The sequence below is a fragment of the Mesorhizobium shangrilense genome (assembly GCF_028826155.1).
GTDB classification, from domain to species: Bacteria; Pseudomonadota; Alphaproteobacteria; order Rhizobiales; family Rhizobiaceae; genus Arvimicrobium; species Arvimicrobium flavum.
In genome coordinates this window covers 888,081-910,304 of record NZ_JAQGPN010000001.1, presented here as the reverse complement: position 1 = coordinate 910,304, position 22,224 = coordinate 888,081, and the positions used below count along the sequence as shown (strand labels likewise).

General features: G+C 65.8%; 23 protein-coding genes and 1 pseudogene. 8 read left to right on the top strand and 16 right to left on the bottom strand.

From position 1 onward, the window contains the following. Positions 1 to 4 precede the first annotated feature (4 nt). Positions 5 to 793 carry a class I SAM-dependent methyltransferase gene (locus tag PD284_RS04490; RefSeq protein ID WP_274627027.1) on the bottom strand — a complete coding sequence of 263 codons (789 nt, stop codon included), beginning with the start codon at positions 791 to 793 and terminating at the stop codon, positions 5 to 7. Positions 794 to 944: 151 nt separating this feature from the next. Between PD284_RS04490 and PD284_RS04485 the strand changes: the two genes are divergently transcribed. The 4 genes from PD284_RS04485 (at position 945) to PD284_RS04470 (ending at position 5,918) form a co-directional block, all read left to right on the top strand. Beyond that, positions 945 to 2,564 (top strand): phytoene desaturase family protein, encoded by a 1,620-nt coding sequence (locus PD284_RS04485; protein WP_274627026.1) that lies wholly within the window; start codon positions 945 to 947, stop codon positions 2,562 to 2,564. Continuing rightward, complete coding sequence (locus PD284_RS04480) at positions 2,551 to 4,125, top strand: phytoene desaturase family protein (RefSeq protein ID WP_274627025.1); 1,575 nt, start codon at positions 2,551 to 2,553, stop codon at positions 4,123 to 4,125. The genes PD284_RS04485 and PD284_RS04480 overlap by 14 nt, the downstream gene beginning before the upstream one ends. A 295-nt stretch (positions 4,126 to 4,420) precedes the next feature. Further along, positions 4,421 to 5,629 (top strand): aminomethyltransferase family protein, encoded by a 1,209-nt coding sequence (locus PD284_RS04475; protein ID WP_274627024.1) that lies wholly within the window; start codon positions 4,421 to 4,423, stop codon positions 5,627 to 5,629. 1 nt (position 5,630) lies between these two features. Next, entirely contained in the window at positions 5,631 to 5,918 is a 288-nt protein-coding gene (locus PD284_RS04470; protein WP_274627023.1) for a hypothetical protein, read from the top strand. A gap of 15 nt (positions 5,919 to 5,933) precedes the next feature. Here PD284_RS04470 and PD284_RS04465 read toward each other — a convergent pair. Together PD284_RS04465 and PD284_RS04460 are read right to left on the bottom strand one after the other, a co-directional pair. After that, positions 5,934 to 6,101: pseudogene (locus PD284_RS04465) on the bottom strand (6-pyruvoyl trahydropterin synthase family protein); the annotation flags it as partial. An 11-nt stretch (positions 6,102 to 6,112) separates the two neighbouring features. Beyond that, positions 6,113 to 7,087 (bottom strand): zinc-dependent alcohol dehydrogenase, encoded by a 975-nt coding sequence (locus PD284_RS04460; RefSeq protein ID WP_274627022.1) that lies wholly within the window; start codon positions 7,085 to 7,087, stop codon positions 6,113 to 6,115. 180 nt (positions 7,088 to 7,267) lie between these two features. Here PD284_RS04460 and fba point away from each other — a divergent pair, with 180 nt between their 5' ends. After that, on the top strand, positions 7,268 to 8,332 hold the full coding sequence (gene fba, locus PD284_RS04455) for a class II fructose-bisphosphate aldolase (RefSeq protein WP_274627021.1): 1,065 nt from the start codon (positions 7,268 to 7,270) through the stop codon (positions 8,330 to 8,332). 166 nt (positions 8,333 to 8,498) lie between these two features. Here the strand turns inward: fba and PD284_RS04450 are convergent, their stop codons facing one another. The 6 genes from PD284_RS04450 to PD284_RS04425 all read right to left on the bottom strand — a co-directional run bounded on the left by PD284_RS04450 (position 8,499) and on the right by PD284_RS04425 (position 14,443). Further along, the gene (locus PD284_RS04450; protein ID WP_274627020.1) at positions 8,499 to 9,230 is read right to left on the bottom strand and encodes an ATP-binding cassette domain-containing protein; all 732 of its coding nucleotides are present in this window, start codon (positions 9,228 to 9,230) and stop codon (positions 8,499 to 8,501) included. Then, entirely contained in the window at positions 9,231 to 10,211 is a 981-nt protein-coding gene (locus PD284_RS04445; RefSeq protein ID WP_274627019.1) for an ABC transporter permease, read from the bottom strand. It lies immediately after the preceding gene. A gap of 190 nt (positions 10,212 to 10,401) precedes the next feature. Then, the gene (locus PD284_RS04440; protein ID WP_411956251.1) at positions 10,402 to 11,376 is read right to left on the bottom strand and encodes a sugar ABC transporter substrate-binding protein; all 975 of its coding nucleotides are present in this window, start codon (positions 11,374 to 11,376) and stop codon (positions 10,402 to 10,404) included. A 48-nt stretch (positions 11,377 to 11,424) separates the two neighbouring features. Beyond that, entirely contained in the window at positions 11,425 to 12,621 is a 1,197-nt protein-coding gene (locus tag PD284_RS04435) for a mandelate racemase/muconate lactonizing enzyme family protein (protein ID WP_274627017.1), read from the bottom strand. Positions 12,622 to 12,631: 10 nt separating this feature from the next. Next, on the bottom strand, positions 12,632 to 13,342 hold the full coding sequence (locus PD284_RS04430) for a FadR/GntR family transcriptional regulator (RefSeq protein ID WP_274627016.1): 711 nt from the start codon (positions 13,340 to 13,342) through the stop codon (positions 12,632 to 12,634). 330 nt (positions 13,343 to 13,672) lie between these two features. Further along, positions 13,673 to 14,443 carry a glutamine amidotransferase gene (locus PD284_RS04425; protein WP_274627015.1) on the bottom strand — a complete coding sequence of 257 codons (771 nt, stop codon included), beginning with the start codon at positions 14,441 to 14,443 and terminating at the stop codon, positions 13,673 to 13,675. 226 nt (positions 14,444 to 14,669) lie between these two features. Between PD284_RS04425 and PD284_RS04420 the strand changes: the two genes are divergently transcribed. Together PD284_RS04420 and PD284_RS04415 are read left to right on the top strand one after the other, a co-directional pair. Beyond that, positions 14,670 to 15,284 (top strand): LysE family translocator, encoded by a 615-nt coding sequence (locus PD284_RS04420; RefSeq protein ID WP_274627014.1) that lies wholly within the window; start codon positions 14,670 to 14,672, stop codon positions 15,282 to 15,284. Between the two features lie 153 nt (positions 15,285 to 15,437). Next, positions 15,438 to 15,863, top strand: a complete 426-nt coding sequence (locus PD284_RS04415) for an OsmC family protein (protein WP_274627013.1) — start codon at positions 15,438 to 15,440, stop codon at positions 15,861 to 15,863. Between the two features lie 75 nt (positions 15,864 to 15,938). Here the strand turns inward: PD284_RS04415 and PD284_RS04410 are convergent, their stop codons facing one another. The 3 genes from PD284_RS04410 to PD284_RS04400 form a co-directional block, all read right to left on the bottom strand. Next, positions 15,939 to 16,583, bottom strand: coding sequence for a carbonic anhydrase (locus PD284_RS04410; protein ID WP_274627012.1), 645 nt, complete (start codon positions 16,581 to 16,583; stop codon positions 15,939 to 15,941). 107 nt (positions 16,584 to 16,690) lie between these two features. After that, positions 16,691 to 16,936 (bottom strand): DUF680 domain-containing protein, encoded by a 246-nt coding sequence (locus tag PD284_RS04405; RefSeq protein WP_274627011.1) that lies wholly within the window; start codon positions 16,934 to 16,936, stop codon positions 16,691 to 16,693. A gap of 131 nt (positions 16,937 to 17,067) precedes the next feature. Further along, positions 17,068 to 17,709, bottom strand: coding sequence for a TetR/AcrR family transcriptional regulator (locus tag PD284_RS04400; protein ID WP_274627010.1), 642 nt, complete (start codon positions 17,707 to 17,709; stop codon positions 17,068 to 17,070). A 100-nt stretch (positions 17,710 to 17,809) separates the two neighbouring features. Here PD284_RS04400 and PD284_RS04395 point away from each other — a divergent pair, with 100 nt between their 5' ends. Further along, positions 17,810 to 18,229, top strand: coding sequence for an ACT domain-containing protein (locus PD284_RS04395; protein ID WP_274627009.1), 420 nt, complete (start codon positions 17,810 to 17,812; stop codon positions 18,227 to 18,229). Between the two features lie 154 nt (positions 18,230 to 18,383). On the opposite strand, the gene PD284_RS04390 is transcribed toward PD284_RS04395, so the two are convergent. The 4 genes from PD284_RS04390 to PD284_RS04375 form a co-directional block, all read right to left on the bottom strand. After that, positions 18,384 to 19,418: an aspartate-semialdehyde dehydrogenase gene (locus PD284_RS04390; protein WP_274627008.1), complete on the bottom strand. Its 1,035-nt coding sequence runs from the start codon at positions 19,416 to 19,418 to the stop codon at positions 18,384 to 18,386. Positions 19,419 to 19,535: 117 nt separating this feature from the next. Beyond that, entirely contained in the window at positions 19,536 to 19,667 is a 132-nt protein-coding gene (locus tag PD284_RS04385; protein ID WP_274627007.1) for a hypothetical protein, read from the bottom strand. An 80-nt stretch (positions 19,668 to 19,747) separates the two neighbouring features. Then, positions 19,748 to 20,953, bottom strand: a complete 1,206-nt coding sequence (locus PD284_RS04380; RefSeq protein WP_411956175.1) for a caspase family protein — start codon at positions 20,951 to 20,953, stop codon at positions 19,748 to 19,750. 25 nt (positions 20,954 to 20,978) lie between these two features. Further along, complete coding sequence (locus PD284_RS04375) at positions 20,979 to 22,076, bottom strand: OmpA family protein (protein WP_274627005.1); 1,098 nt, start codon at positions 22,074 to 22,076, stop codon at positions 20,979 to 20,981. Positions 22,077 to 22,224 lie beyond the last annotated feature (148 nt).

Below are 22,224 nucleotides of genomic sequence, written 5' to 3'. Positions count from 1 at the left end.
CCGGCTACCGCCCCGGCTTCCATGCGCGCAGATGAGTGGGCCGGTGCTCCCCGCTGTCAAGCACCTTCTGCATCGCTTCCCAGGTGCGGATGTTCTTGTCGACATATTCCTTCCCGACGGCCGCGCACACGCTCCCGTAGAGCGGGCCCTTGAGGCGATCCAGTTCAGCGCGTGCGGCTGTGCGATACCAGCCGTTGCGGTCCGAGATGGAAATGTCTGTGAAGCCGGCGCGTTCCATCGCCAGCCGGTAGCGCGCGGGCGAAGCCATGCTGAAGGAAAGGCCTTCAGCTGCTACGTAAGCGATCATCTCCGCGGAGGGCTGTCCGTCATGGCCGATCAGCCAGTCGCTCGCGGCGAAGACGCCGCCCGGCTTCAGCACGCGGAACACCTCGGTGAACAGCGCGTCCTTGTCGGGCACGTGCAGAATCGCGTCCTTGGAGAAGACCATGTCGAACTGCGCGTCCACGAAGGGAAGGGCTCCGGGCGCGCCAAGCACGAAATCCAGCCTGTCCGCCATGTCCGACCGGGACGCACGCTGGCGCGCGGCCAGGATGACCGGCGCCTCGACGTCATAGCCGGTCACTCGCCCCGCGCCATGGCGCCGGACCAGATGAAGGGTGATGCCGCCTGCGCCGCAGCCGATGTCGAGGATGTGCTTCGCCTCAAGGTGCAGCCCCTCGACGACGCGGTCGACCTCCTCGGATCCTCCGGGCGACAAATAGCCCTCGCCCCACAGCGCCTCCAGGAAACGGATGGCGGTGTCGTCGTACTCTGGTCCGGCGCCGGTCGTCATCGGTGCTGCGTTCCAACCGCGGCTTTGGCTGACGAAGCCTAGCGCATCCGTTACGGAACGCAACGCGAATTTGTTGAACGTTCATTCAATACGGCTGGACAAACTTTTATGATCCGTGCGAAATTCTCGGCAGGGGAAGGACCCTCGGGACATGAAGACCTGGGACGCAATCGTCATCGGCGGCGGTCACAACGGACTGGTCAACGCCTGCTACCTGCAGCGGGCGGGGCTGGATGTGCTGGTGGTCGAGAAGAACGACTGGGTCGGCGGGGCGGCGACCAGCCGCGAGCTCGCACCGGGCTTCCTCTACTCGAACTGCTCCTATGTCTGTTCGCTGTTCCGGCCGGAGATCATGCGCGACCTCGAACTGCCGCGCTTCGGCCTGCAGGTGATCTCCTACGAGGGCGGCGCGGTCTTCACCCGCGACGGCGACTATCTCGCCAACTACCGCGACCACGATGCGCACCGGCGCGAGTTCGCGCGGTTCTCGAAACGCGATGCCGAAGCCTACGAGCGTTACGCCCGCGACGTCACGCGACAGTGCCGTTTCATCCAGCCGCTCCTGATGCGCACGGCGCCGGACCCGACCAGCTTCCGGCCGCGCGATATCGGCGAGCTGATCTTCCTCGTCAGAAAATTCGCCGGCATGAAGGCCGAGGAGATGGCGCTGACGCTGCGCTTCTGGACGATGTCGATCTCGGATTTCCTGGACGAGTATTTCGAAACCGACGTCATCAAGGCGAACTTCGCGCTGTCGGGGATCATCGGCACCGCGCTCGGCCCGATGTCGCCCGGCACCGCCTACGTGCTGCTGCACCACTACATGGGCGAGGTGGACGGGTCCGTCGGCGCCTGGGGCTACGCCCGCGGTGGCATGGGGGCGGTGACGAAGGCGCTGGCGGATTCGTTCCGCGCCTCGGGCGGCACTATCCGCACGGGAGCGGAGGTCGAACGGGTGCTGGTGAGGAACGGTCGCGCGAAGGGAGTCGTGCTGGCCGGCGGCGAGGAGGTCTTCGGCAAGCTGGTCGTCTCGAACGCGGACGTGAAGCGCACCTTCCTGAAGCTCGTCGAGGAAAGGGAGCTCCCGGCGACCTTCCTGCGCCGGGTAAGAAACTTCAAGATCCGCGGCTCGTCGGGCAAGGTCAACATCGCGCTGGACTCGATGCCGGAGTTCCCGGCGCTGCCTTCCGACTCGCCCTGCCTGCGCGGCGACATGCATTTCACCGACTCGGTGGAGCGCATGGAGCGCGCCTATGACGACTGGAAGGCGGGCCGCTGGTCGGCCGACCCGTTCCTGGACATGGTGATCCCGACGACGCTCGACCCGACCATGGCCGCACCCGGAAAACACTTCATGAGCTGCTTCGTGCAATACGCGCCGCCCAAGGTCGAAGGGCGCGAATGGACGGCCGCCGACCGCGACGGCTTCGCCGAGAGCGTGATCGCCCAGATCGCCGACTATTCGCCGGGTTTCAGGGATCGCATCGTGCACATGGAGGTGCGAACGCCGCGCGAGATCGAGGCTGAGGTCGGCTTGACCGAGGGCAACATCTTCCAGGGCGAGCTCACCTTCGACCAGCTGCTCTTCAACCGGCCGGTGCCCGGCTATGCGCAGTACCGCTCGCCGATCGGCGGCCTCTACATGTGCGGCTCGTCTACCCATCCGGGCGGCGGCGTGATGGGCGCGCCGGGGCGCAATGCCGCCGCCGAGATCCTGCGCGACCTAGCCAGGCCCGCGCGTCACATGAGCCCTGCCCATGACGTCGTGTGATGCCATCTGGGACGTCGCCGTCATCGGCGGCGGGCACAACGGCCTGGTCGCAGCCACCGTGCTGGCCAAGGACGGGCGCAAGGTGGTCGTGCTGGAGGCAGCAAAGTTTCTGGGCGGTCCGGCGTGGACGGAGGAATTCGCGCCCGGGTTCCGCGCCTCGACGGCGCATGTGCTCACCCTTCTCCACCCGGAGGTGGTCCGGGCGCTCGATCTCGAGGCGCATGGCCTGCGCCTGCGCATGGCCGACGCCGCGCCCACGGCTGTCCTTTCCGCGACGGGATCGCCGCTGACGCTGCACGGCGCCTATGGCGAGAGCCTGACCGGGGCGACGGCCGCGGAAGACAAGGCCTGGCAGGGACTGCGGGCGCAACTGATCCGCTATGCGGGAATCCTGAAACCACTGCTCGCGCGCTGTCCTCCGGACCTGTGGGGCATGTCGCTCGGCGAGACTGCGGGGCTGGCCAAAATCGGCCTCTCGCTCAGGCGTCTCGGCCGCGAGGACATGCGCGACTTCCTGCGCATGCTGCTGATGAACGTTACCGATGTCCTGGACGAGCATCTGACGGATGATCGCCTGCGCGGCCTGCTCGCCTTCGACGCCGTGCTCGGCAGCCATCTCGGACCGCGTTCGCCGACGTCGCTGCTCGGCCTCTACTATCGGCTGGCGGGAGAGATCGCCGGGGCGCCGGGTGCATGCATCGTGCCGAAGGGCGGCATGGGTGCGGTCGTCGAGGCGCTGCGTTCGGCCGCCGCCGCGGCGGGCGTGACTGTCCGCTGCAATGCCGTCGCCGAACGCGTTCTCGTCGAAAACGGGCGCGCCACCGGCGTGGCGCTCGCCTCGGGAGAGGAGGTGAGCGCGAAGACCGTGATCTCGGCGATCAATCCGCGCTCAACCTTCCTCGAACTCGTCGGGGCGCGCCAGCTCGACACCGGCTTCGTGAGCAAGCTGAAGAACATCCGCATGAAGGGGAACGTGGCGAAGCTGCACCTTGCGCTCGACCGGGTTCCCGAGTTCCCGGGACTGCCGTCGCAGTTCCGTGCCGGGCGCCTGGTGATCGCGCCCTCCGCCGACCATGTCGAGCGCGCGTTCAACCCGGCCAAGTACGGCGAGTTTTCGCCCGAGCCTGTGATGGAGATCACGCTGCCCAGCCTCATCGATCCTTCGCTGGCGCCGGAAGGCAAGTGCGTGCTTTCCGCCAACGTGCAGTTCGCGCCCTATGCGCTGAAGGAGGGCTGGGAGACGGGCAAGCCGAAGCTCATGGCCGCGATCATGGCGCAGCTCGAGGCGCATGCGCCGGGGGTCGGCGCGTCGGTGCTGCACTCGGAACTGCTGACGCCCGCCGACATCGAGGCGCGCTACCTGATGCCCGGCGGCCACTGGCACCATGGCGAGCTGCAGGCCGACCAGATGCTGATGTCGCGCCCGGTGTCCGGCTGGTCGGGCTACGAGACGCCAGTTGAGGGACTGTTCCTGTGCGGCGCGGGTTCGCATCCGGGAGGTGGGATTTCGGGCGTGCCGGGGCTGAATGCGGCGCGTCGGGTACTGGGGAGGAAGGGGTGATGACGTTCGGCTTTCCTGCCTCGGAGAGTATGCCTCGTCATAGGACGACCATTGTGGACCCAGCAGTCGACCCCCACTCCGGTCTGCTTTGCAGACCACCTCTCCCCCGATCGACGGGGGAGAGGAAGCGCCGGCCGGCCTGTCGCGCTCCCTTGCTCTCCCTCCGGAGGGGGGAGAGGTGGCCCGAAGGGCCGGAGTGGGGGAAGGCGGTGTCCACCTGTCGTTTCGTTGCCCGCGGCTACAAGGGAGAAGGCAGGCCAGAGGGGGGAACCGGCAGGGCAAGGAGGTGTCTCTCATGACCGCCCACACCCCCGCCCAGCTCCACTTCCGCACGCTCCGCCTGGGCACGCCGTTCCAGCCGCGCATCGACGCGCTGGCCAGGACCAACGACTGGTATTCATGGGGCGGCTATCGCGCGCCGCATTCGCTGTGGGACGAAGAGCTCGAGTATTTCGCCATCCGCAGCCAGGCGGCGGTGTTCGACATCTCGCCGATGGTGAAATACCGGATCGAGGGACCGGACGCGGAGGCGCTGTGCAACAAGGTCACCCTGCGCGACGTGACGAAGCTCAGGCCCGGGCGCGTCCACTACACCGCATGGTGCGACGACGAGGGCCATGTGCTGGACGACGGCACGCTCTTCCGGCTCTCGCCGACCCGCTTCCGACTGTGCTGCCAGGAGCGGCACCTGCCCTGGCTGCTCGACAGTGCCGAAGGTCTTGACGTCGAGATCGCAGAAGAAACCGAGGAGGTGGCCGGCCTCGCGCTGCAGGGTCCGACCTCCTACGCCGTGCTGCGCGATGCGGGGTTCGCCGGAGTGGAGAAGCTCAAGATCTTCGACCTCGCGGAGTTCTCCCACGACGGCGCGACGGTGACGATCTCGCGCACCGGTTTCACCGGCGACCTCGGCTACGAGCTTTTCGTGCCGGCAGAGGATGCCCTGTCGCTGTGGGACAGGCTGTTCGAGGCGGGCGCTTTGCATGGCATACGCGCCATCGGCTACACGGCGCTGAACCGCGCCCGCATCGAGGCGGGGCTGATCGTCGCCAACGCGGATTTCGTCACCGCGGAACACGCGCTCCGGCAGGACCGCGTCCGCATGCCCGACGAGATCGGGCTTGGCTTTATGGTCGACGTCGGAAAGGGCCATTTCAACGGACGCCGCGCCATCCTCGAGGCACGGCAGAAGCGCACCCTGCGCCATGTGCTGGTCGGCCTGGAGATCGAGGGCAACGTTCCTGCCGAGCACGCGATCGTCTATCATCGCAAGGTGCATGAAGCCGGGGTGGTCAGCGCGGCGATCTGGTCGCCGATGGCGAAGCGCAACATCGCCATCGCAAGCTTGGCGCGACCTTTCGGCGACGCCGTGACCGACGATCTCTGGGTGGAGATCTACGCATTGCGCGAGCTGCAGTACCAGAAGCTCATGAAGCGGGCGAAGGTCGTGCCGAGGCCCTTCATCAAGCTCGAACGCCGCACTGCCAATCCTCCGGGCGAGCGCTGAGATGAACCGGAAGAGGAGACGGGGCGGCCAGGAGCCTGCGACCGCCGCCGGCAGTGACGCGGAGGTGGCGGAGAACTGGGCGCTGGTCAACACGCCGCTCGGCGAGGAGTGGTCCGGCCGGGCGCGCTACGCGGCAGCGATGTTCTTCTACAGGCGCGGCGAGATGAGCGCGGATACGCTGGAGGTCTACCGCATCTGCTCGCGCCTCGACGCCGAGGACCCGCTGGCGATCCTGCGCGGCCGCGGCACGGGGAAGAACTGGCTGAAGCGGATGGGCGTCGAACCGTAGCTTGCAATCGCTGCCTGTCGCCAGGCCGATATCCACGACCAGCCCGTTCCCGTCGAGATCCTCGGTGTAGAAGGCCGCGTCGACGACGAAGGTCGCGCCGTGCAGCCCCTGCGCCGGCCCGAGCACCGGCGATGCCAGGCTGTGGGCGATCATGATGTGGTCGCGGACCTCGACTGCGACCATTGCTTGCGCCTTCATTGGGTCCTGCCGTACCGGACGCGGTGGCAGAGCGTTGCGGGATCGGCAAGGATCGCCGCGTAGCGCGCGGGCAGCCGCGAAAATTCCGACTCCCCGCTGATCAGGATGTCCAGCCCGGCGTCGGCGAGCAATCCAAGCGCCGTCTTCAGCCTGCGCCGGTTCGGCCAGCGCACGCGGCGATCGGCGGGAACATGCCCGACCTGTGACGACACGAGCTGCAGACGGCGACTGTGGAAGGCCGCGCCCAGCGGTGCGCTTACGTGGTTCGCGCCATACCAGCTCGCCTCCACCACCCGCGCTTCCATTGCCGCCGCGGCAAGCGCGGTCGCCAGACCGGCCGTGCTCGCGCTGGCGTGGATGACGACGTCGCAATCCTCGGGGCTGTCCTGCGGCAGCGCGAAGCGGCAACCCAGCGTGCTTGCCAGTGCGGCCCGCATCGGGTTCTTGTCGACGAGCGTCACCTCGGTCCCCGGAATACGGGCGCACAAGTATCCGGCCAGCGCGCCGATGACGCCGGCGCCGACGATGGCGATGCGGTCACCGGGTGCGGCGCGCGCATCCCAGACGATGTTGAGCGCCGTCTCCATGCTGGCTGCCAGAACGGCGCGCGCCGCCGGGACCTCCTTCGGGAGCGGGACCGCCATGGATTCGGGCGCCGAAAACCGCGCCTGGTGCGGATGCAGCACGAAGACGGTCCGGTCGAGCAGTTCGTGGGGACCTTCCTCGACGACGCCGACCGTCGCGTAGCCATACTTCACTGGGAAGGCGAACACGCCCTCCTGCAGGGGACAGCGCATGCGCTGCCATTCGGTTTCCGGCACCTCGCCCCTGAACACGAGCGCCTCGGCGCCGCGGCTGATCCCGGAGAACAGCGTCTCGACCTCAACAAATCCCGCGGGCGTCTCGAAGCCTGTCGCGTCGAGTTCGCAATTGCCGGGACTTGTTATCCAGAGAGCCTCGGAGGTCGGCATCGGATACGGCCCATCTCATCAGGTCTGGTGCAGTTACGCACCAACACGGCGCGGCCGCAACCCCGGCTGTCCGCACTGCCGGGGGCGGATCGCAAGCGGACTGCGCTCAAAAGCTCTATGGAAGAGGGATGAAATATGCCCTATGGCGTGCCTCGATTGTATACCGAGGAGAATTTCTGCATGGCCCGCATCACGCTGAGACAATTGCTCGATCACGCTGCCGAACACGGCTACGGTGTGCCCGCCTTCAACATCAACAACATGGAGCAGGCGCTGGCCATCATGGAGGCGGCGGACGCGGTCGACGCCCCGGTGATCCTGCAGGCCTCGCGCGGCGCGCGCTCCTATGCCAACGACATCATGCTGAAGCACATGATGGACGCCGTCACCGAGATCTATCCGCACATCCCTGTCTGCGTGCATCTCGACCACGGCAACGAGCCGGGCACCTGCATGACGGCGATCCAGGCCGGCTTCACGTCGGTGATGATGGACGGCTCGCTGAAGGCCGACGGCAAGACCCCGGGCGACTGGGACTACAACGTCGGCGTGACGAAGACGGTGGTCGACATGGCCCATCTCGGCGGCATTTCCGTCGAGGGCGAGCTCGGCGTGCTCGGCAGCTTGGAGACCGGCGAGGGCGAGAAGGAAGACGGGCACGGCTTCGAGGGCAAGCTGTCCCACGACCAGTTGCTCACGAACCCCGACGAGGCGGTGAAGTTCGTCAAGGAAACTAAGGTCGACGCGCTGGCGATCGCCATGGGCACCAGCCACGGCGCCTACAAGTTCAGCCGCAAGCCGGACGGCGCGGTGCTGGCGATGAACGTGATCGAGGAGATCCACCGCAAGCTCCCGAACACGCATCTCGTCATGCACGGGTCGTCGTCGGTGCCGCAGGACCTGCAGGACATCATCAACCAGTACGGCGGCAAGATGAAGCCGACCTGGGGCGTGCCGGTCGAAGAGATCCAGCGCGGCATCAAGCACGGCGTGCGCAAGATCAACATTGACACCGACAACCGCATGGCGCTGACCGGCCAGATCCGCAAGGTGCTGGCGGAGGACCCGAGCGAGTTCGATCCGCGCAAGTACCTGAAGCCGGCCATGGTCGCGATGACCAAGCTCTGCAAGCAGCGCTTCGAGGAGTTCGGCACCGCCGGCCATGCCTCGAAGATCAAGTCGATCCCCGTCTCCGAGATGGCGAAGCGCTACAAGTCCGGCGAGCTCGACCCGAAGATCGGGTGAAGCCATCGCCCATCCTCGCCCCCACGAAGTGGGGGAGAGGTGCTGAGCGAAGCGAAGCGGAGAGGGGGACGCCGCCGCTTGAGACGAAGAAGGCCCCCCTCTCCGTCTCGGGCTGAAGCCCTCGACACCTCTCCCCCACTTCGTGAGGGAGAGGAAAGGCGCCTCATCACAGCACCCCGTGCACTTCGTCGATGTTGGTGTCCTCGATGCGCTTGTCGAGCACGATCTCGCCGCGCGCCATGGCGACGACGCGGTCGCAGCAGTCGAAGACGTGGTGCATGTTGTGGCTGATGAAGACGCCGGTGATCTTCTGCGCCTTCAGCCCGCGCACGAAGCCGATCACCTTGTTGGTCTCCTTCACCGACAGGTGATTGGTCGGCTCGTCCAGGATCATCACCTTCGACTTGAAGTGCATTGCGCGCGCGATCGCAACGCCCTGCCGCTGGCCGCCTGACAGTTCGCCGACAAGGGCGTCCGGCGAACGCAGGTGAAGGTCGACGTCGGCGATCGCCCTGACGCTTTCCTCGCGCATCTTCTTCTGGTCGAGGATGCCGATGCCGAACAGCGACGCCTTCACCGGCTCGCGGCCGATGAAGACGTTGCGCGCAATCGTCATGGTCGGCACCATCGAGTTGTACTGGTAGATCGTTTCTATGCCGCGCTCCATCGCCTCGCGCGGGTTGGCGAAGTCGACCGGCGTGCCTTCCATCCTGATCTCGCCGCCGTCCGCCCGCTGCGTGCCGGAGAGGATGTTGATCAGCGTCGACTTGCCGGCGCCATTGTCGCCGACGAGCCCGAGCGCCTCGTTGGGGTAGATGTCGAGCGAGACGTTCTTGAGCGCGTGGACGCCCGAGTACCACTTCTGCAGGTTCCGGATCTCGATGATGGGGGCGGTCATCTAGGTCTCCACCTTGATCGCGCGGGCCCGCTTGCGCATCCACGCGTTCACCACCACGGCGAAGATGGTCAGCAGGCCGATCGCCATCTTGAACCAGTTGGCGTCGACCTGGGACAGCACAAGGCCGTTGTCGATGACGCGGATGAGGACGGCGCCCACGATGCCGCCGAGGATCGTGCCGACGCCGCCCATCAGCGAGGTGCCGCCGATCACGGCGGCCGCCACCGCCTGCAGCTCCAGCCCCTCGCCGATCGACGGCAGCGGCGCGCCGAGGCGCATGACCTGGATGGTGCCTGCGAAGCCGACGAGCAGCGAGCAGATCATGAAGCAGGCGATCTTCACGCGCGCCGTCGGGATGCCCATCGACTGCGCGGCCGGCAGGAAGCCGCCTGTCGCGCGCACCCAGTTGCCGAAATTGGTGCGCGACATCAGCATCGACACCAGGATCGCGATGGCGAGGAACCAGAAGAAGGACATGCGGAACAGCTCGCCCGGCCCGACATAGATGGTGAAGAGCCATTTGGGCAGCGCGTTCGCCGGAATCAGCGGTGGGAATCCGCCCGAGATCACGACGGTGAGCGAACGCGCGACGAACATCATGCCGAGCGTGGTGATGAAGCTCGGTATGGCGAATTTGATGGTGATGAAGCCGTTGACGAAGCCGACGAGAAGCGCAACGACGAGGCCGGCGGCAAAGGCGGAGGCGAAGGGCACGCCGGCGGCAAGCAGCACCGCCATCGTCATCGGGGTCAGCGCGAAAACCGAGCCGACCGAAAGGTCGAACTCCCCGCAGATCATCAGGAGGGTCACGCCGATGGCGACCAGCCCCATCTCAGGCAGCAGGCCCAGCATGCCGCGCAGGTTCTGCGTGCTGAGGAACACACCGTTCGAACGGAACTGGAAGACGATGAGCAGGAGCAGCAGGAACACCACAGCGGCGAGTTCCGGCTTCTCCAGGTAGATTTTCATGAGGCGCTTCATGAAGGCTCCGGGCTAGGGGAGGAGTGTCTCCGCCGGGATGTGAAGGGTCGCCCCCTCCACCGCCTGCGGCGGTCCCCCTCCCCCGAAAACGGGGGAGGATCCAGGTTGTGCCAGCGGTACCGCCGCGGCTCCTCCCCTGCGCAGCGGGGGAGGGGGACCGCCGCAGGCGGTGGAGGGGGCGATCGTGGTTCTACCGCACGCCCTGCTTGGCGAGTTCCATCAGCTTCGGCACGTCTTCCTTGACGATGATGCCCTTGCCGGTGTCGATGTCGGCCGGCAGCAGGCCGACGGTCTTGGTGAGGTACGCCTCCATGACCGGCATGAAGCCCTGCATGTAGGGCTGCTGGTCGACCTGGACCTGGATGTAGCCGGCTTCCATCTGCTGCAGCACCTCGGCGACGATGTCGAATCCGCCCATCAGCACCTTGCCGGGCTCGACGCCTCGGTCGACGAGCACCTGCGCCACATAGGCGTGCCACAGGCCGGTGTCGAAATAGACCGTGGTGTCCGGATTGGCGGCCAGATAGGCGCCGACGCGGTCGGCCACGACGGCGCCGTCCGTGCCGGTGTCGAGACGCTCGATCACCACCTCGCGGCCGCTGTTCGCCGCCTTGTACTCCTCGAGGAACTTCATGACGCCGGCGGCGCGCTGTTCCGACCAGTTCTGGCCGGGCGCCGAGACGCCGACGAGCGCCTTGATCTTGCCCTCCTTCGGGAAGAACTCGGACATCTTCTTCCCGAGCTCATAGCCGGCAGGGATGAAACCCTGGCCGATGAAGGCCTGGCGGGCATTGCCGGCAGCACCTTCGGTGTCGTCGACGTTGGAGGCGATGACGGTGACGCCGGCGGCGCGGGCGTCGGCGATGATCTGGTCGAAGGCGTTGTTGTCGACGATCGAGGTGATCAGCGCATCGGGCTTGCCCGCCAGCGCGGCCAGCATGTTGGCCGACTGCTGCTCGATCGAGCCTTCGGTCTGGGTGAAGATCATCTGGCAATTGGCCTGGAGCTTGGCGCAGGCGTCGTCGAAGCCCTTCTTCACCGCCTGCCAGAACGGGTTTGAGGCCGACGAATGGTGCGTGAACACGATGTTCATCGGTTCCTGCGCGCTTGCCGGGGTCGGCGCTCCTCCGGCCAGTGCGGTGCAGGCGACAAGTACTGCAAACAGTCTCTTCATGCTCTCCTCCACTTGTGTTTTGGCCGCCGACCCTCCCGGTCAGGTGGCCTCGCTTGATCGTCGACGGACGCTGAAGAGCCTGTCCATCTCCGGATTCAATTCCATGCCGAGCCCGGGGCCGGGCGGCACGGTGATCATGCCGTTCCGCACCTCGGGCAGGGCCGTCACCAGGTCGCGGTACCAAGTGCGGTAGAAGGCGCGTACGCTCTCCTGCACCAGCGCGTTGGGCGCATTCAGCGACAGGTGCGTGGAGGCGCACAGCACGACAGGTCCCGTGCAGTCGTGCGGCGCCACAGGCAGGTGCCAGGCCTCGGCCATGGCGGCGATCTTGCGCGCTTCCGAGAGGCCGCCGCACCAGCTGACGTCGAGCATGACGATGCCGGCGGCGCCGGTTTCCAGCAGGTCGCGGAAGGCCCAGCGCGAGCCCAGCGTCTCGGAGGCGCAGATGGGCGCGCGCGAGGCCTCCGCGTAGCGCTTGAGGCTGGAAAGGCTGTCCATGCGGATCGGGTCCTCGTGCCAGAAGGTCCGGAACTGAGCCAGCTCGCGCGCGATCTCCATCGCCGGCAGGAGCTGCCACAGCGAATGGAACTCGACCATGATGTCCATGCGGTCTCCGACGGCCTTGCGGATCTTCTCGAACGGCTTGAGGGCAGCCTTCAGGTCGGCGCTCGATATGTACTGGCCGCGCGTCTTCTCGGCCGCCATGTCGAACGGCCAGATTTTCATCGCCGTGGTGCCTTCGTCGAGCAGCGACTGCGCAAGCTCGTCGGCGCGGTGAAGGAAGCCGTTGAGGTCGTCGTAGGAACCCTTGTTCCCGAGCCCGAAGTTTGCCGCCTGCTGGCCGGTCGCCTCCTTGATGTACTCGGTGCCAGCGCAGGTGTTGTAGGTGCGGATCTCCTGCCGGCTGAAGCCGCCCAGCAGTTGCGCGATGGGCTGCCCGGTTGCCTTGCCGAACAGATCCCACAGCGCGATGTCGAAGGCGGAATTGCCGCGCATCTCCGCGCCGGTCGAGCGGAAGCCAAGATAGCCGGTCAGGTCGGAAGCCAGGAGGTCGATCTGCATCGGGTCGCGGCCGATGACCCGTGGCGCGACGAACTCGTGGATGTAGGTCTCCACCGTCTCGGCCATGAAGAAGGTCTCGCCCAGTCCGACCAGCCCCTCGTCGGTGTGGACGCGGACCCAGAGCAGGTTCGGGCGCTCGTCGATGCGGATGGTCTCGATCCGGGAGATCTTCATCGCGGCGCCCTCATGCCATGCCCGCGTCGACGAGCGCCTTGACGCTGCGGTCGAAGTGCTTCGCCATCAGGTCCTGCGCCCGGGCCGGGTCGCCTGCGGCGATCGCCTCGGCCAGTTCGCGGTGGAGGTCGATCATGGCCAACTGGTCCTCGACACGGCTGCGGCTGCGCCAGCCGATCGGCCAGGTCTGCCGCGTCACGCCGTCGAACGCGCCGACGATCAGCGTGAAGACGGGGTTCCTCGCCGCCTTGGCGATTTCCAAGTGGAAGGCGAGGTCGTGTTCCATCAGCGCCGGGAGGTTCTCGAAATTGGCGCGCATTCCTTCCGTGTGGGCAAGGATGCGGGCGCTCTCGTCTTCGGACCTTCGCAGCGACGCCAGCGCCGCGGTGCGCATCTCGATGGTGCGCCGCACGTCGTAGATCTGCTGGATCGAGATCTGCTCGGTCTGCACGCCATGCTCGATGACGGGCGACATGACGCCGTAGTCCAGTTCGGCGATGACGGCGCGTTTGCCCGCGCTGAGTTCGATGAGGCGCATCGCGGCGAGCGAGCGGAATGCTTCGCGCACCACTGTGCGGGACACTCCCATCTCGCGCGACAGCTGGGATTCGCTCGGCAGCCGGTCGCCCGGCCCGAGGTCGTGGGCGCGCATGTGCTGCGTGATGGCGCCGATGGCCTGGCTGACCAGGCTGCGGCTCGTCTCCTCCGGAGCCTGCTGCACTCTGCCCTCCCGTGCAGAGCGCCCAATCCTGTAGGACAGGTTTGAGCACAACTGTACATAGGCGAGCAATTTCGCGGACCTGTCAAGCGGAGGGAGAACCGCTCCAGGGCGATGGCTTGAAGCGAATACCCCCACCCCTACCCCTCCCCACAAGGGGGAGGGGGCCCTGCCGCGCCTTTGTCCCGCGCGCAACGTCGATGATCTTGGCCGGGCACGGTGGCAAACACGTCCCCCTCCCCCTTGTGGGGAGGGGTAGGGGTGGAGGTACGTCCGGGCGAGCCTTTCAAGCGACTGCCTTGGGGACCGCTCCCTCCCGCCGTCCGACCTCGTTCAGTCGTCGCCCGTCGCCCAGGCGAGCATCTGCCCGAACAGTCTTGGATAGCCGTCCCAGGCGGAGGACTGCGGCGGCAGCCAGTGCGGCCCGACATCGGAAGTCCATGCGACGGTGCGGCCCTTGCCAGACCGCCCCGTCACCAGCAGCGGCAGCGAGCCGTAGTCGGACGAGACGGTCGCGAGCACCTCGGCGCCGTCCTTCACGGCGACCTCGTTGAAGCCGAGCAGGATCGGCCAGTCGGCGCCGAGCCCGCGCAGGATCGGGTGGTCTGACGGTCCGCCGACGACCGGCGTGAAACCCTCCGGGACCTCGACCCGATCGTCCACGGGCAGGCATGAAACCGGCAGCACGTCCTCGACCGGGGTCTTGCGATAGCGCGCGCCGCCGTTGATGCCCTGGAAGCTGTAGTAGCCGCCGAACATCAGCAGGCCACCGCCGGCATGCACATAGTCGCGCAGCAGACGCAGGCGGTTCGGCGTCGGCTTCGAATGGATCCAGGTGTCCGGATGAAGCAGCAGCGTGTTCGCCCCGAGGTCCGACAGCACGACCGCGTCATAGGCCGACAAGGCCTCCATCGTCTGCGGGAAGGCGCGCTGCGCCTCATGCGCGGGCATGAAGGTCACGTCGAAGGCCGACGTCTTCAACGCTTCGAGCAAAGTGTCGGCGCCGGTGTGGTAGGTGACCGTCGGAAACTGGTCGAAGCCCTTGATGTGCGTCGACGTCGACACCCAGGATTCGCCTGCAAGCAGGACCTTCTTCTTCGCCATTCGAGAACTCCCCTCTCCATGTTCCCGCCGCCGATCGCCGTCGCGGCGTGCCCGAACTCCAGGCTCGGGCATCCTTGCATTGCAGCCCGCCAAACCCAAGCTGTCGAGAGCCGCGTGTCGCTGGACCTACGAAATCCAGCAACAGCGGCGACCCGGAGTGCGCGAAACGTGCGGACTTGTGGTAGAGCTTGGCCTCGGGATCGCGACACGGAAGGAAAGGCCGTCCATGGAACTGTCCTCTCTCCTGATCTTCGCCGGCGCGCTGCTGGTCGCGGCGGGCTCGCCTGGCCCCTCCATCGCGGCGCTCGTCGCCCGCGTCATCTCCAAGGGTTTTCGCGACGTGCTGCCCTTCCTGATGGCCATGTGGATCGGTGAGGCGATCTGGCTGTCGCTGGCGGTGTTCGGGCTGGCCTATATCGCGCAGACCTTCCACATCGTCTTCGTCGCCGTGAAGTGGGCTGGTATCGCCTATCTCGTCTATCTCGCCTGGAAGATGTGGACGGCGCCGGTCGCGGTGAGCGAGAGCGAGTTGCCGCGCGAGGATTCGCCGATGAAGCTGTTCCTGACCGGCATGGCCGTCACGCTCGGCAATCCGAAGATCATGATGTTCTATCTCGCCCTGCTGCCGACGATCATCGACTTGACCAGCGTGACGGTCGTCGGATGGGCCGAGCTGACGCTGACCATGGCGCTGGTGCTCATCGCCATCGACTGCACCTGGGTGCTCGCGGCGGCGCAGGCGCGGCGGCTGATCCGCAGCCCGCGCGCCATGCGCATCGCCAACCGTATCAGCGCCGGCACGATGGCGGGAGCGGCGGCAGCGATCGCCGCGCGGTCGTAGGGCCGAAGCGAGCAGGACATCCCGGCGTGGCGTCGGCTGCGCCTCCCGATAATTGGGCCATGGAACGGCACGCGTGGCGCGCTATAGTTCCCCCTATCGCCGGCCTCTATCTGTCAGGCGCCGGCCCGGTTTTCGACAACCAAGGAGATACTCATGGATCGCACAGCTTCAGCCGTCTGGAAGGGCACGCTCAAGGAAGGGTCCGGCACGATCGACCTCCAAAGCGGGGTGTTCAAGAGCCAGCCCTATTCCTTCAAGATGCGGTTCGAGGACGAGAGCGGAAAGTCGGGCACAAATCCGGAAGAGCTTATCGCAGCGGCGCATGCCAGCTGCTTCGCCATGCAGCTTTCGCACTTCCTGGCGGAAAACGGCACCCCCGCAGAGAAACTCGACGCCAAGGCCGCGGTGACGCTCATCCCGGGCACCGGCATCACCAAGAGCGCGCTGACGCTGGTGGGAACCGTTCCCGGCCTCGACGCGGCCAAGTTCAAGGAGCTGGCCGAGAAGGCCAAGGCCGGCTGCCCGGTGTCGAAGGCGCTTGGCGCCATCGAGGTGACGCTGGACGCCAGGCTGGCCTAAGGCCGCAGCACGCTTATCGCCGATAACAGGTCGGGCCTGCAGCGATGCCGGCCCGTTCCTCTGCCAGCAGACAGTTCAGCCTATATCGGGCCGTTCGAAGTCGCCGGTCTGGCGGTTCATGACCCACAGCTCTCCGGTCGAGATGTCGAACCAGGCGCCGTGGAGCGAGAGCTTGCCCTTCTCCTCGAGAATGCGCACGCACGGAAAAGTCCTCAGGTTGGCGATCGAGAAGCGGATCGAGATGCGTTCCAGCGCGGTCTGGCGCTCGGTCGCCGTCATCATTGTGTTCTTCGACACCGCGTCGGCCGAAGGCGCGACCAGACTCATCCATTTGCCGATGAAGTCTCCGGGCGAAAGGGGCTCCGATTCCGGGGCAAGCGCGGCCTTTATGCCGCCGCAGCGGCCATGGCCCATCACCACGATATTGCGGACCTTGAGGCTCTGCACTGCAAATTCGAGGGCAGCCGAAGTCGAGTGATACTCGCCGTCCGGCTCGTAGGGCGGCACCAGATTGGCGACGTTTCGCAACACGAAGAGTTCGCCGGGCCCGACGTCGAAGATGGTCTCGGGCGCTGCCCTGGAATCGCAGCACGCGACGACCATGATCTCCGGCTTTTGGCCCTCTCGCGCCAGACTTCGATAGCGGGAACTCTCGGACTGATAGCGCCCGGTCATGAAGTTCCGATAGCCTGTGAGGAGGCGGTCCGGCAGATGGGTCATGCGTTTCGCTTACAGCGCGTCCACGGCTCAATCAACCCATTTTCCGCATCGCACAATCGATGGAGGGAGGCGCTGGTTTCGCGCCGCCCGCCTGACGTTCGACAATGTCAGTTGTATGTCGGCATGATCCACGGGCTGACGTCGATGCCGAGCTTCTTACCTTGCCGGCCCGCTTCGCCCGTGGCGGTCGACTGCTCCGTCCGGACCACTGAACCTGTCGCCTTGTAGTCGAGAACCGCCTTCTGCTCGACGGCCGGCTTTGGCGGAAGCGAGGTCTTGGCAGCCTGGTCCCCCGCAAAGGCTGCGCCAGGAATTGCGAGCAAGGCGGCGAGGAGGAAAGCAGACGTCTTCATCGGATCTCTCCATTCGTACATGTACGATACATAATACATGTACGAGGCAGATACGCACAGGTCAAGCGTATTTTCGTACGCGTACGAAAACGTGGATCCGAGGAGGGCGGGAGATCGAGGCGTGGGGGCGCTCAGCAGTGCGGCAGGGTGTCCACCAGCGGCTCGACCTCGGCGGCGGAAAGGCCAAGCAGGGCGATCGCTATGACGCGTTCCGCGTACTGCCGCGGTTCGCCGAACGGGTAGTGGGGAAATGCGATCAGCAGAGAGATCGCCCCATGGGCGACGGTCCACAGCATGGTCGCGATGGCGTGGGTATCGCCGCGCAACCTGCCTGCCGCAACCGCCGCATCGACACGGTCGATGAGGATCCGCAGTGCCGGGTTGCCGGCTTCCTTCTCCGCGAATTCCTCCGCATCCTTGTCGATCTCGGTCGACATGAAGATCGTGCGATACTCGTTGGGGCTCTCGAGGGCGAAGTCGACATATTCGAGGAGGCCCTCCCGCAGTGCGTCCACGGGATCGACGGAAAAGTCCCGGTTCAGCCGCCTGGCGAGCAGAGCGAAGTGGTCCTCGGCCAATGCTACGAGGATCGCGTGCTTGTCGGCGAAGTAGGAATAGACCGACATCGGCGCGTAGCCGGCCCGCGTGGCCAGCTTGCGGATTGTCAGGCCTTCGTAGCCGTCCTCCTGCACCAGCTGGTGGGCGGCTTTGAGCAGTTCGTCACGCTGGGCTGCCTTCTGGCGTTCGCGCCGGTCCTGGATGGTTTGCGACATGGCCTCTGATCGAGCGTAAGCGCGGCATTGTTTCCGATCGCGAGTTGAAGGACAACCGTCCAACCGGCATTCGGGTTCCGACAATAGCGGAGTTGGCCAGATGAGTGGTGAAAAGGATCTCGGACGGCTTCTGGCGACGATGCGGCCTGCCTTGCTGCCGGGCGAGTTCGTCTTTGCGATCCTGCCTCATGGCCGGGATATCCCTCAGGGCGTCCAACCCGTGATGTCCTTCCGCGAGGCAGAAGGTATGACGTTGATCGTGTCTGCCGGAAGCGCGGAAGCCGCAGGAATGTCCCCGACTTTCCCCAGCCGCATGATCACATTGCAGATCCACTCGTCTCTGGAGGCAGTGGGTTTCCTGGCCGCGATAACTGCGCGTCTCGCTGCAGCCGGAATAAGCGTCAATCCGGTCTCCGCCTATCATCACGACCATCTGTTCGTGCCGGCGGATCGGGCCGACGAGGCGATGAGGCTGCTCGAGGCCATGGCGGCCGAGAGCGCCGGCGCAACCCAGGCCTAGGAACGCGACGCCTTCCCGTGAAGGGGAGATGGCCGTGGAGCAGGTCAAGGCAGCGCGCGACGCAGGAGAACGTCAAACACTGCCCTGGCGACCCCCACCTCTGTCCGCTAGGCGGATCGGCCCTCCCCCGAGGGGGAGGGAAGACGCCGGCGGCTCAGGCGGCCTTCTTCTTCGGCTGTATCAGGCCCTTCGCGATGAGCAGTTCGGCGATCTGGACGGTGTTGAGCGCTGCGCCCTTGCGCAGATTGTCCGATACGATCCACATCGCCAGTCCGTTTTCGACGGTGGCGTCCTCGCGGATGCGGCTGATGTAGGTTGCATCCTCGCCGGCGCTCTCGATCGGCGTGATGTAGCCGCCGTTCTCGCGCTTGTCGATGACGAGGCAACCCGGCGCGTCGCGCAGGATATCGCGCGCCTCATCGGCGGTGATCGGCTCCTCGAACTCGATGTTGACCGATTCCGAATGGCCGATGAACACCGGGACGCGCACGGCGGTGGCGGTCAGCTTGATCTTGGGATCGAGCATCTTCTTGGTCTCGGCCATCACCTTCCACTCTTCCTTGGTGTAGCCGTCTTCCATGAACACGTCGATGTGCGGGATGACGTTGAAGGCGATGCGCTTGGTGAACTTCTTGGCTTCCACCGGATCGGCGACGAAGACGGCGCGCGTCTGCGTGAACAGCTCGTCCATGCCTTCCTTGCCGGCGCCCGACACCGACTGGTAGGTCGAGACGACGACGCGCTTGATCTTTGCCTTGTCGTGCAGCGGCTTCAGCGCCACCACCAGTTGGGCGGTCGAGCAGTTCGGGTTGGCGATGATGTTCTTCCTGGAGAAGCCGTCAATGGCGTCCGGGTTCACCTCCGGTACGATCAGCGGCACGTCCTGGTCGTAGCGCCAGGCCGACGAGTTGTCGATGACGACGCAGCCCTGCCTGCCGATCTTGGGCGACCACTCCTTGGAGACGTTGCCGCCGGCCGACATCAGGCAGATGTCGGTGTCGGAGAAGTCGTAGGTGGCGAGATCCTTCACCTTGAGCGTGCGGTCACCATAGGACACTTCGGTACCTTGGCTGCGGCGCGAGGCGAGCGCCACCACCTCGTCTGCCGGAAAGCCTCGCTCTTCGAGGATGTTCAGCATTTCCCGGCCCACATTGCCCGTGGCGCCGGCGACCGCTACCTTGAAACCCATCGCAAAAAATCTCCTGTCGCTCTCCACCTGGTTTGGCTTGGAGAAGACCCGCCGACCATCGCGGGTCCCGTCCCCCTCCGGCCGGACCCGGGGAGAGGGCGGATTGGCCAAGGGAGATCAGACCGTTTTGGTGGTCGTGGTTTTACGAGTCGTTTTGGCCGAGGTGGTGAAACGGGGACGTGCAGCACTGCCCGCGGCCGCATGGCCCGGGAAATCCAGTGCAAAAAGCGCCATCAGCAGGCCGCGCATAAGGGTCTCCGTCGTCCGCTGCGCTTTTACGCGGTTTGGACACAGAGTCAATCTGATGGAGATTCGGCGAGAAGCACGGCCTACTTGCAGCCCCCATGCGCCCATTTGGCGAGCGCGACCTTGAAATGGGTGCCGAGCGGGTGGGGCAAGCGCATGATCCTGAGGTCGTCCACGTCATAGGTCCGCGCCTGCTCGCACAGCGTGTCCTTGGTCCAGCCATGGCAGGACACGCAGTGCTTGTCCCAGATCGTCTTGTCGAGCCCCTCGATCGGGGGGAACCGCGGCTTGCCCTGGATCAGTTCGGCGATGCTCTTGCCATCCAGCACCGGGTCGCCGAACTCCACCTTACCCTCGAAGCTGATGGGCGCATCGCTGCCGAGCTTGGGTATCTGCGCCCGCAGCGCGTTCATCGCCACCTGATCGCCCTCGGCGGAGGCCGCTGGCTCCTGCGCCGACCGCAGCGCCTGGCCGCTGGCGTCCGGCGCCGCGGCATCCGGCGCCGTGCCGACGATCAACGGCTCGCTGGCCGCAACGGGGTTCAGCATCACCTCGTCGATGAGGGACGCGTTCACCCATGGCCGCTGCTTGCCGGCGGTCGCCTTGTAGACGTCGCCGGTGACCCGGGTCATCACCGTGGTCAGCTGCACGTTCTCATCGCCGATATGGTCCAGCAACGCCGCGGCGAAGGGCGAATGCTCTCCGCTGCCGTCGTAGGCGGCCTCGTTCGGGCTGGTGGCGAAGGCGATCAGCGTGCCGTCGCCGCCGTCCTCGAATCTCACCTCGGCGAGGCCCTTGCCGGCATCGGAGAAACGGCGACCGACGCCTGCCGCGGCCAGCGGATTGTCACGGCAGGCGTCGAGGAAAACCAGCCGAACCTTCGTTTCACGCGACATCTGGCGCAGCACGAAATCGAGCAGCACCGCTTCGAAATCGAGAGAGGTTTCGTCCTCCAGCACCGCGTCAACCGGCAGCAGATAGTTGCGTCCCGACACCTGCAGCCCGTGCCCCGCATAGAAGAACACGGCCATATCGGCGCCGCGCACGACCTTGGCGAAGCGCGCCATGGTCGCCTGCGTTTCGCTCTTGGAGAGGTCGAATCCGGAAACGACCTCGAAGCCAAGGCCGCTCAGTTTTTCGGCCATCGCCTTGCCGTCGCCGGCCGCGTTCTTGAGGACGGGAAGATTCGAATAGGCAGAGTTGCCCATGACCAGCGCGACGCGCCGCTCAGCCGCGGCCCCGGCCGCCGAGATCAACAGCATCGCCAGTGCGCAGAGAAGCGTGGACACGTATCGCATTATGCCCGGCGCAGCCTCAATTCGACATCGCCGTCGCCGAGAATTCGATGCGGCGGTTGAGCGCCTTGTTCTTGGCGCTGTCGTTCGGGGCTATCGGCTCGGCTTCTCCATATCCGGTCGCGGCGATCCGCTCGGAGGCGACGCCGGCGTTGAGGATGTAGTCTCTCACCGCATTGGCCCGCCGCTCCGAAAGGTTCTGGTTTTCGGTGTCGGAGCCGTCGGAATCCGTGAACCCGGACACCTGGACCTTCAGCGCGGGGCATTTGGTCACAACGTCCAGCACGCTGCCGAGCACGTGGTCGCTCTGCCGATCGAGCCGCGCGCTGCCGGTACGGAAATAGATGGCTCCCGTCTTTGACAGCACGTCAAAGCGGTTGGTGCATTCCTCGCGGGAATACTCCGTCTTGGTCGCGTCGGTAGCGATCGGTCCGGTCGTTTGCGTCGCCGCGACCTGGACGAGCTCCGGCTTGGCCGCCGGCTCGGTTCCGAAGACGAAATCGAACGATACCGAGGCCGTCGGCACGATGTTCGTCACATTGGCCGCACGTTCCAGCTTCTCGATCGCCGGCAGCAGGCCGAAATCCTCGACCTTGACGGCGACCGGAGCGTGAGACGCGACGGACACGAGGTTGTCCGTGAGCATGGTGACCGCGACGTTCGCCGTGATCTCCTTGTCGACGCCGTGCAGCGAGAGCTTCACCGGCAGCGGCACCACCATCCGGCGCTTCTGCGGCAGGTCGGCGAAAGCCGCTGGGTCTACCTTGGCGGTTATCGTCGCGTTGGGGAACTCGAAGGTCTCGAAGAACAGGAAGCGCATCCGCACGTTGCGGATGTCGACGCCCGTATCCACCGAATTGAGATCAAGCGTGATGGTCGCCGATCCGTCGGTGTCGATGCTGCCGGAGATGTTCCGGATCGTGTTCGTCTCGACGATCGTGTTTTTCTTGACCGACTGGTAGGTGAGCGTCGACTGCGCAGGATCCAGCGTCCATGTCGATGCCGCGCCGGCAGTTGAGACAAGAGCGCCGCCCATCGCCAGCGCGAACGCGCTTAGCGTGGCAAACCTGCGGAGGATCGCCCACCAGGCGATCTGCGAATGCATGATGCCCGACATTTTCCGACCTCGAAGTCGCGTATGGCGCATGCCCAGCGCTGCCGTCGGACGATGGCCGCAAGGAGAATAGCTTAACTGCAGCAATGTTGCGAGTGTGAAACCTCACATCGGTCCCCGTCATCCGCCTGTCACGCACGTTTGCTCAAAG